7 protein-coding genes are annotated in these 9,701 nt (G+C 32.8%); 6 read left to right on the forward strand and 1 reads right to left on the reverse strand.

Annotated elements, in window-relative coordinates; genetic code table 11:
* The first annotated feature begins 6 nt into the window (after positions 1-6).
* Both Q0050_RS11875 and Q0050_RS11880 read left to right on the forward strand, forming a co-directional pair.
* The gene (locus Q0050_RS11875; protein ID WP_298395991.1) at positions 7-930 is read left to right on the forward strand and encodes a PfkB family carbohydrate kinase; all 924 of its coding nucleotides are present in this window, start codon (positions 7-9) and stop codon (positions 928-930) included.
* A 142-nt stretch (positions 931-1,072) separates the two neighbouring features.
* Positions 1,073-2,971, forward strand: a complete 1,899-nt coding sequence (locus tag Q0050_RS11880; protein ID WP_298395974.1) for an amidophosphoribosyltransferase — start codon at positions 1,073-1,075, stop codon at positions 2,969-2,971.
* 414 nt (positions 2,972-3,385) lie between these two features.
* Here the strand turns inward: Q0050_RS11880 and Q0050_RS11885 are convergent, their stop codons facing one another.
* Complete coding sequence (locus tag Q0050_RS11885; protein WP_298395977.1) at positions 3,386-3,991, reverse strand: superoxide dismutase; 606 nt, start codon at positions 3,989-3,991, stop codon at positions 3,386-3,388.
* A 141-nt stretch (positions 3,992-4,132) separates the two neighbouring features.
* On the opposite strand from Q0050_RS11885, the gene Q0050_RS11890 reads away from it, so the two are divergent.
* The 4 genes from Q0050_RS11890 (at position 4,133) to kbl (ending at position 9,497) form a co-directional block, all read left to right on the forward strand.
* Positions 4,133-4,672, forward strand: coding sequence for a GNAT family N-acetyltransferase (locus Q0050_RS11890; protein ID WP_298395979.1), 540 nt, complete (start codon positions 4,133-4,135; stop codon positions 4,670-4,672).
* On the forward strand, positions 4,669-4,953 hold the full coding sequence (locus Q0050_RS11895; RefSeq protein ID WP_298395982.1) for a hypothetical protein: 285 nt from the start codon (positions 4,669-4,671) through the stop codon (positions 4,951-4,953). The genes Q0050_RS11890 and Q0050_RS11895 overlap by 4 nt, the downstream gene beginning before the upstream one ends.
* A 46-nt stretch (positions 4,954-4,999) precedes the next feature.
* On the forward strand, positions 5,000-8,149 hold the full coding sequence (locus Q0050_RS11900) for an exodeoxyribonuclease V subunit beta (RefSeq protein ID WP_298395985.1): 3,150 nt from the start codon (positions 5,000-5,002) through the stop codon (positions 8,147-8,149).
* A gap of 157 nt (positions 8,150-8,306) precedes the next feature.
* Entirely contained in the window at positions 8,307-9,497 is a 1,191-nt protein-coding gene (kbl, locus tag Q0050_RS11905) for a glycine C-acetyltransferase (protein WP_298395988.1), read from the forward strand.
* Positions 9,498-9,701: the final 204 nt, after the last annotated feature.

Consider the following 9,701-nt stretch of genomic DNA (forward strand, 5'->3'; position numbering starts at 1 on the left):
GTAAAAATGAACAAACTTTTAATAGTAGGAACGGTTGCTTTTGACGCTATCGAAACTCCTTTTGGAAAAACAGATAAAATTCTTGGTGGTGCTGCAACGTTTATCGGACTTTCAGCTTCGCATTTCAATGTAAAATCAGGAATCGTTTCGGTTGTTGGTGAAGATTTTCCACAAGAATATTTAGATTTATTGACTGCAAGAAACATAGATATCTCAGGAATTGAAATCGTAAAAGGCGGAAAAACATTCTTTTGGAGCGGTCGTTACCACAACGATATGAACTCTAGAGATACTTTGGCAACAGAGTTAAACGTTCTTGCTGATTTTAATCCAGTTGTTCCTCAAGATTTTAAAAATGCCGAAGTAGTAATGTTAGGAAACTTGCATCCATTAGTTCAATCAGGTGTTTTAAATCAAATGACAGCAACACCAAAATTAGTAGTTCTTGATACTATGAATTTTTGGATGGATTGTGCTTTACCAGAATTATTAGACGTTATCAAGCGCGTTGATGTAATTACAATCAATGATGAAGAAGCTCGACAACTTTCAGGAGAATATTCTTTAGTGAAAGCTGCTGCTAAAATTCATACTATGGGACCAAAATATGTAGTGATTAAAAAAGGAGAACATGGAGCGTTAATTTTCCACAACGAACATATTTTCTTCGCACCAGCATTACCATTAGCAGATGTTTTTGATCCAACTGGAGCAGGAGATACTTTTGCAGGAGGTTTTTCAGGATATATTGCACAACAAGGTGATGTTTCTTTCAATACTATGAAAACTGCGATTATTCAAGGTTCAAATTTAGCTTCGTTCTGCGTAGAAAAATTCGGAACAGAAAGAATGGAATCATTGAAAAAAGAAGAAGTGCAAGAAAGATTGAAACAATTCAAAGCTTTAACACATTTTGATATAGAATTATAATAAATTTATGCCTCGAAATTTTCGGGGCATTTTTATTAAAGACTCACCGCAAATTCGCGTATTTTATCTGAAAAAACAAAAAATAATAATTTGCGAATTTGCGGTTAAATAATAAAACACAACACAACTAAACTACAATACAATGAGTGACGCAATCAAACACGAATGTGGAATTGCACTTTTACGATTAAAAAAACCGTTAGAATTCTATAAAGAAAAATACGGTTCGGCTTTCTACGGAATACAGAAAATGTATCTTTTGATGGAAAAGCAGCACAATCGCGGTCAAGATGGTGCCGGATTCGCATCGATTAAACTTGATGTTGAACCAGGCGAACGATACATCAGTCGCGTTCGTTCTAACGATGCACAAGCAATTCAAGATGTTTTTAAACAAATCAACGAACGTGTAAACGAAGAATTGACATTACATCCAGAATACGCTGATAATGTGGCGCTTCAAAAAGCTAATATTCCATATATCGGAGAATTATTTCTTGGACACGTTCGTTACGGAACTTTTGGAAAAAACAGCATCGAAAGTGTTCATCCTTTTTTACGTCAAAATAATTGGATGCACCGAAATCTAATCGTTGCCGGAAATTTCAACATGACGAATGTTAAAGAACTTTTCAATAGTCTAGTAGAATTGGGACAACATCCAAAAGAAATGGCAGATACCGTTACCGTAATGGAAAAAATTGGACATTTTCTAGACGATGAAGTTACCGATTTATACCAAGAATGTAAAAACAACGGATTATCCAAAAGAGAAGCTTCTCCAGTAATTGCTGAAAAACTTCCTGTTGCCAAAATATTAAAACGCGCTTCCAAAGGTTGGGATGGCGGTTATGCTATGGCTGGACTTTTTGGTCACGGCGATGCCTTTGTTTTTAGAGATCCAGCCGGAATTCGTCCAGCGTATTTTTATGAAGATGATGAAATTGTTGTAGTAGCTTCAGAACGACCAGTTATCCAAACCGTTTTCAACGTTGCTTTTGATAAAGTACAAGAATTGCAACCAGGAAACGCATTAATAATCAAGAAAAACGGAACGGTTACCGAAGAAGAAATAATTGTTCCAACAGTTAAAAAAGCTTGTTCGTTTGAAAGAATTTATTTCTCAAGAGGAAGCGATGCCGAAATCTATCAAGAAAGAAAAGAATTAGGAAAATTAATACTTCCAGCGGTTCTTGAAGCAATTGAGAATGATACAGACAACACAGTTTTTTCTTATATTCCAAATACGGCAGAAACTTCATTTTACGGAATGGTTGAAGCAGCCAATGATTTCTTGAATCAAAGAAAAAATAAGTTCATCCTTGATAACAGAAAAAAACTGACCAAAGATTCTTTAGAAGAATTATTAGCAGTTAAAATCAGAACGGAAAAAATAGCAATTAAAGATGCCAAATTAAGAACATTTATAACTGATGATGCCAATCGTGATGATTTGGTTGCACACGTTTATGATGTTACCTATGGAGTTATTAAACCAACTGACAATTTGGTAATTATTGATGATAGTATCGTTCGTGGTACTACTTTAAAAATGAGTATTATCAAAATGATGGATCGATTAAATCCAAAACGCATTGTTGTAGTTTCTTCAGCACCACAAATTCGTTTCCCAGATTGTTACGGAATTGATATGGCAAAGCTTGAAGGATTAGTAGCTTTTCAAGCTGCAATTGAACTATTAAAAGAGCGAAATCAGTATAAAATTGTTGATAAAGTTTACAAAAAATGTAAAGCTCAAGAAGATTTAAAAGACTCAGAGATAATTAATTATGTTACTGAAATATATTCGCCATTTAGCGATATAGAAATATCAAATAAAATTGCGCAATTACTAACTTCTGACGATATAAAAGCTGAGGTAAAAATCATTTTTCAATCGGTTGACAACTTACATATTGCTTGTCCGAAGAATTTAGGCGATTGGTACTTCACTGGTGACTATCCAACACCAGGCGGAAACCGTGTAGTAAATCGTGCGTTTATGAATTTTTATGAAGGAAAAAACGCTAGAGCTTATTAACAAAATAGTAAATAGTGCAGTTCATCGATTATTAGTGTTATTCAACTATATTATTTTGTAACACTGTGCACTGCCATATATCTTTGATGGACCATAGCATTAGTAGGTTAAGTTTATGGTAGATTTGGGGCAAAAAGGGTGAAAGAAATTTCACCTTTTTTATTTTCTACAAGTTCCACTTTCAAAAAGGTAAATTCTACTCTCATTTGCCTATCATTCCAATATATTTCTTATTTCTTGAGATTTCAAAGCTATCATAGGATTATGTTTGCACTACCATAGAATTAGTAGGTTAAGTTTATGGTAGATTTGGGGCAAAAAGGCGTTCGCTCTTGCGAACGTCTTTTTAAGAATCACACACAAAAAAAACCGGTTGCACACACAACCGGTTTTTGATTTTTATAAGACTAAGTATTATTTAGCTTCAGCGTATCTTCTAGAAACTTCATCCCAATTAATTACATTAAAGAAAGCTTCAATATAATCTGGACGACGGTTTTGGTAGTTTAAGTAATAAGCGTGTTCCCAAACATCCATTCCTAAAATTGGAATTCCGCCGCAACCAACACCAGGCATCAATGTATTGTCTTGGTTTGGAGTTCCACAAACTTCTAATTTGCCATCTTTTACACAAAGCCAAGCCCAACCTGAACCAAATTGAGTTGCTCCAGCTTTTGCAAAAGCAGCTTTAAATTCGTCGAATGAACCTAAATCTTTTTCAATTGCAGCAGCCAAATCACCTGTTGGTAATCCGCCACCATTTGGCGACATAACGGTCCAAAACAAATTGTGATTGTAAAATCCGCCACCATTATTTCTAACAGCTGCTTTAGTCATATCAAGATTTTTAAGAATTTCTTCAATAGATTTTCCTTCCAAATCTGTTCCTGCAATGGCTGCATTTAAGTTTGTTGTGTAAGCATTGTGATGTTTAGAATGGTGTATTTCCATTGTTCTTGCATCAATGTGAGGTTCTAACGCGTCGTATGCGTATGGTAATTGTGGTAATTCAAAAGCCATGATATTTTTATTTAAAAGATTACTATTATGTGAATTCAAAGTTATAAATTTAACTTCTAAAAATGTTATACATTTAAGTTATAATTTTATTAAATCCTTTTGTAAGCCATTTTAAAAAAAGCTTATCCAATCGCAAAACCAATGAATTTCAATTTACAACCCACCAATTTGCAAAATGAATTAATAAAGTTAGTTCCTTTGCAGGAAACCGATTTTGAAGAACTTTATATTGTAGCAAATGACGAATTACTTTGGGAACAGCATCCTAATAAATTACGATATCAAAGAGACGTTTTTCAAAATTTCTTCGAAGGTGCAATGCAATCCAAAGGCGCATTTTTTGTAAGAGAAGCAACAACTAATGAACCTATTGGCAGCAGTAGATTTTATGATTACAATACAGAAACCAATTCTATATTAATTGGTTACACCTTTATAGGAAGAAAATTTTGGGGAAAAGGCTACAACAAAGCATTGAAAGAATTAATGATGGACTATGCTTTTCAATATGTAGATAACATTTATTTTCACATCGGAGCATTTAATATCCGTTCTCAAAAAGCAATGGAAAAAATTGGCGGAATAAAAATAGACGAATTTGAAGTTGAATATTATGGAGAAGATTCTAAATTGAATTATATTTATCAAATAAATAAAAAAAAGATAACTTTATATAAATGAGGAAGTGTAGCGATTTGCTTTCAATATTGATGTTGCTATTATTTACTGTTTTAGCCATTCTAATTTATAATTTTTTTGAAAAAGATATAAAGTATGAAACACAAACATTAAACGTAAGTTTAGAAAAAATTAAAAGTAAATGGGGAAATCCGGATAAACAAATTATTTCTGAAACGGATATAATTTTATTTTATAAATCTAGTATCATTGACGGACATTATTATGTTTTTAAATTTGATGATAAAACAAAAAAGCTTAATTCAAAATTTTATGACGATTAGAAGGTATTCTAAAATCAAAAATCGTTAATCAGCAATCAAAAATCAAATGAGTAAACCAGCTTTCTCCATATACGACGCATCGGCAGGATCGGGTAAAACCTATACTTTGGTAAAAGAATACCTCAAAATCATTCTTTTGTCAAAGAAACAAGATGCTTATCGCAACATCCTCGCAATTACGTTTACCAATAAAGCGGTACACGAAATGAAAAGCCGTGTGGTTGATAGTTTGTCAGAATTTGCCAAAGATAATCCATCCGATAAAGTGCAGAATTTAATGCAAGTCATTCATTCGGAAACTGGAATTTCACTTTTTGATATTAAAGAAAAAGCCAAAAGTATTATTAAGAATCTGATTCATAATTACGCTGCTTTTGATATTTCCACTATCGATAAATTTACTCACAAAGTCATTCGAGCTTTTGCGCACGATTTGAACTTACCAATAACGTTCGATGTTTCTCTTGATACCGAAAACCTTTTAACAGAAGCCGTTGACGCAATAATTGCGCAAGCCGGTGAAGATGAAACTTTGACGAATCTTCTTGTGAATTTTACAATGGAAAAAACTGACGATGATAAAAGTTGGGACGTTTCGCGTGAAATTATGGAAACCGGAAAACTAATTTTAAACGAAAATAATCGAGAAGAAATTAGTCATTTTAACAATAAATCCATTGCTGAATTTGTTGAAATCAAGAATAAATTAGTAGATTTTTGTAAAGAAATTGAAGCCGAAACTATCGCTCAAGCTACAGAAGCATTGCGTTTGATAGAAGATAACGGAATTGATGTAAAATCATTTTCTGGCGGATATTTTCCAAAACATTTGATAAGTATTCAAGAAGGAAAATTCAATCCGAATAATAAAACGTATCACGAATTTGAAGATATAAAAATCAATAAAACAGCAAAAGATGGTTCAATAATCGAAAGCATTATTCCCGAATTATTAGCCATTTTAAAATCGATTTACACCAAATTTGAAAAGAAAAATTTCTACGAAGCGTTCTTAAAAAACATCACTCCACTTTCGTTGATGAATACCTTGAGTAACAAACTGCAAGAGATTCAAAAAGAGCAAAATATACTTTCCATTGCTGAATTCAATAAGCTAATAAACGAGCAAATTCAAAACCAACCTGCGCCTTTTATTTACGAACGTTTAGGTGAAAAATACAAACATTTTTTCATAGACGAATTTCAAGATACGTCCGAAATGCAATGGCAAAATTTGATTCCGTTGATTGATAATGCACTTTCGAGCGAAGATTTAGATGGAACGCGCGGTTCATTGATGATTGTAGGCGACCCAAAACAGTCAATATACCGTTGGCGCGGCGGAAAAGCAGAGCAATTTATCGAATTAAGTAAAGATAAAAATCCGTTTGTAAATCCAAGTAAAGAGCTTTTTCCACTAGGAATTAATTGGAGAAGTTATGAGCAAGTGATTGATTTTAATAACAAGTTTTTCAAATTTTTAGCATCCAAATTTGCTAATGAAGATTACAAAGATTTATATGAAAACCATTCGCATCAAGAATTTAACGATAAAAAGGGTGGTTATGTAAACGTGAGTTTTATTCCGAAAATCGACAAAGAAGAAGTTTCCGATGAAGATAGTTTGGACAAAAACGGCTTGTATTTGGAAGCAACTTTAAATACTATTTTGAAAGTAAAAGCCAACGGCTTCAATTATAAAGACATTGTAATTTTAACTCGAAATAAAAAACCTGGAACCGCAATTGCAAATCATTTGATTGAAAATGGAATTCCGATAGTTTCTTCTGAAAGTTTATTGCTTGGCGCGTCTTCAGAAGTGCAAACCTGTATCTACATACTCCGATATTTAAAAAATTCAAATGATTTAGAATCGAAAGCCAATTTCTTATATTATTTAGCAAATAATCATCAAGAGAAATTACCTGTTCACGATTTTATTGCCAAAGGAATGGAATTGAAAAACGAATTAGAATTTCAAAATTGGTTGACTGAAATTGATGTCGATTTCTCATTTCAAAACATTCGTAAAAAAGCACTTTATGAAGCAACTGAAATCATAATTTCAAAAGTAATTCCAATTGAAAAACGAAATGCTTATGTGCAATATTTCTTGGATTTGATTTTGGAACACGATTTGAAAAAGCAATCTGGAATTTCCGATTTTCTTAGTTATTGGGAAAACAATTCAGAGAAATTAAGTATTCCATCACCTGAAGGAAATGACGCAGTTAGAATTATGACGATTCATAAATCTAAAGGTTTGGAATTTCCGGTGGTGATTTTTCCTTTTGCAGAACAAAATTATTCGCAAAATTTAGGTGATAAAATTTGGATCGCGGCCGATGAAGAACAAATTGGTTTACCGAAAGCATTAGTTTCTAAAAATAAAGATGTCGAGAATTTTGGCGAAGAAGCATCAAAAGTTTATAGTCAGAAAAAAGAAGAAGATTTATTAGACAATATCAATGTTTTGTACGTTGCACTGACACGTGCCGAAGAACAATTATATGTAATTTCAGGTTTGGTTTCTGAAAATAGTAAAGGAGAATTGCCTAATAATATGGCGACTTTCTTCATAGAATTTTTAGGAAGCGAATTCAATGAAGAGCAATTGGAATACGAATTTGGTTCGAATGAAAAAATCTCCACAACCAAAGAAGCAGTTTCAAATGCCTTGACAATTCCGCAACTTTCAGAAACATTAAATCCGAAAAACATCAAAATTGCACAACGCGAAAGCATAATGTGGAATACCAAACAACAAAAAGCGATTGAATTCGGAAATATCATTCACGAAATCTTGGCATTTGTAAAAACCAAAAACGACATCGATTTAGCAATAACCAAAGCCATTGAAAACGGATTAATCATTTCAAGTCAAAAAGAAGAAGTTTTGGCAACGATTTATGAAATTGTAAATCATAATGAATTAATGGAATATTTTTCAGAAGAACACAAAGTGATGAACGAGCAAACCATCATTCAAAAACAAGGAAACATCGTAAAACCCGATAGAATGTCGATTTCTAAAGATAAAAAAGTATTTCTTTTAGATTATAAAACTGGTCAACATTTACCAAAACACAAAACTCAACTCGAGAATTACCAAAAATCTATTGAAGATATGGGTTTTAAAGTAGAGAAAAAATCACTCATATATATAGGAGAAACAATTGAAGTGTTACATTTGTAGCATGAGAAAATAGATAAAAGAAAATAGAGTATAGACTTTACAATAATTCGTGAAATAATAAAAGATATCGAATTCGTGTAAATTCGTGCAATTCGTGTCAAATCAAAAATCTTTGTGACTTAGAGTCTTCGTGGCAAATAAAACAATAAACTAAAATATGTACGGAAAAATTCAACAACACCTGCAAAACGAACTAAATACTATTGAGCAAAATGGTATTTTCAAAAAAGAAAGAATTATTACATCTCCACAAGGAGCAGAAATTACAGTTAATGGCGAAACGGTTTTAAATTTTTGTGCCAACAACTATTTAGGATTATCATCACATCCAGAAGTTGTTCAAGCAGCAAAAGATGCTTTAGATTCTCACGGCTTCGGAATGTCATCTGTGCGTTTCATTTGTGGAACTCAAGATATTCATAAAACTTTAGAACAAAAAATTGCCAATTTCTACGGAACAGAAGACACTATATTATATGCTGCTGCATTTGACGCCAACGGTGGTGTTTTCGAACCATTATTAGGAGAAGAAGATTGTATTATTTCTGATTCTTTGAATCACGCTTCTATTATTGATGGTGTTCGTTTGTGTAAAGCAGCGCGTTACCGTTATGAAAATTCCAATATGGAAGATTTAGAAACTCAATTAAAGAAAGCTGTTGAAGCTGGACATCGTTTCAAATTAATTGTTACTGACGGAGTTTTCTCAATGGACGGATTAGTAGCGCCATTAGACAAAATCTGCGATTTAGCCGATAAATATGATGCTTTAGTAATGGTTGACGAATGTCACGCAGCAGGTTTTATTGGCGCAACCGGTAAAGGAACGCTTGAAGCAAAAGGCGTAATGGGAAGAGTTGACATCATCACAGGTACACTAGGAAAGGCACTTGGTGGCGCAATGGGCGGATATACAACAGCCAAAAAAGAAGTTATTGAAATTTTACGTCAGCGTTCTCGTCCGTATTTGTTTTCAAATTCATTGGCGCCAGCAATTGTTGGAGCATCTATAAAAGTTTTTGAATTATTAGAAAAAGACACTACACTACGAGATCAACTAGAATGGAATACTAATTATTTCAAAGCAGGAATGAAAGCAGCAGGACTCGATATAATTGATGGCGATTCTGCAATTGTGCCAGTGATGTTGTATGATGCCAAGCTTTCACAAATTATGGCAGATGAGTTATTGAAGAAAGGAATTTACGTTATAGGATTCTTTTATCCTGTCGTTCCTAAAGATAAAGCTCGTATTAGAGTGCAGCTTTCTGCAGCACACACAAAAGAACATTTAGATAGAGCAATTCAAGCGTTTACAGAAGTAGGAAAAGCATTAAAAGTCATTTAATTAGACAATTTTGTAGAATTTATTTGATTTTATTACATAATTCCCACATTTTAACATTTTGATTTTGTTATTACATTTATTCGTTTTACTTTTGCACCATTATATCTTTATAATCTAACAAAATTAAGTATGAAACATCTTAACAAATTATTTGCTTTATTGATGCTTTTAGGATTAAGTTCTCAAGCACAAGATAGTAACAAC

This window comes from Flavobacterium sp., from assembly GCF_027483985.1.
In the GTDB taxonomy this organism is placed as follows: Bacteria; Bacteroidota; Bacteroidia; order Flavobacteriales; family Flavobacteriaceae; genus Flavobacterium.

Bases quoted from the DNA above. Each gene is read 5' to 3' on its own strand.
- Q0050_RS11875 (WP_298395991.1), top strand. From the start codon at position 7: ATGAACAAACTTTTAATAGTAGGAACGGTTGCTTTTGACGCTATCGAA.
- Q0050_RS11880 (WP_298395974.1), top strand. From the start codon at position 1,073: ATGAGTGACGCAATCAAACACGAATGTGGAATTGCACTTTTACGATTA.
- Q0050_RS11885 (WP_298395977.1), bottom strand. From the start codon at position 3,991: ATGGCTTTTGAATTACCACAATTACCATACGCATACGACGCGTTAGAA.
- Q0050_RS11890 (WP_298395979.1), top strand. From the start codon at position 4,133: ATGAATTTCAATTTACAACCCACCAATTTGCAAAATGAATTAATAAAG.
- Q0050_RS11895 (WP_298395982.1), top strand. From the start codon at position 4,669: ATGAGGAAGTGTAGCGATTTGCTTTCAATATTGATGTTGCTATTATTT.
- Q0050_RS11900 (WP_298395985.1), top strand. From the start codon at position 5,000: ATGAGTAAACCAGCTTTCTCCATATACGACGCATCGGCAGGATCGGGT.
- kbl (WP_298395988.1), top strand. From the start codon at position 8,307: ATGTACGGAAAAATTCAACAACACCTGCAAAACGAACTAAATACTATT.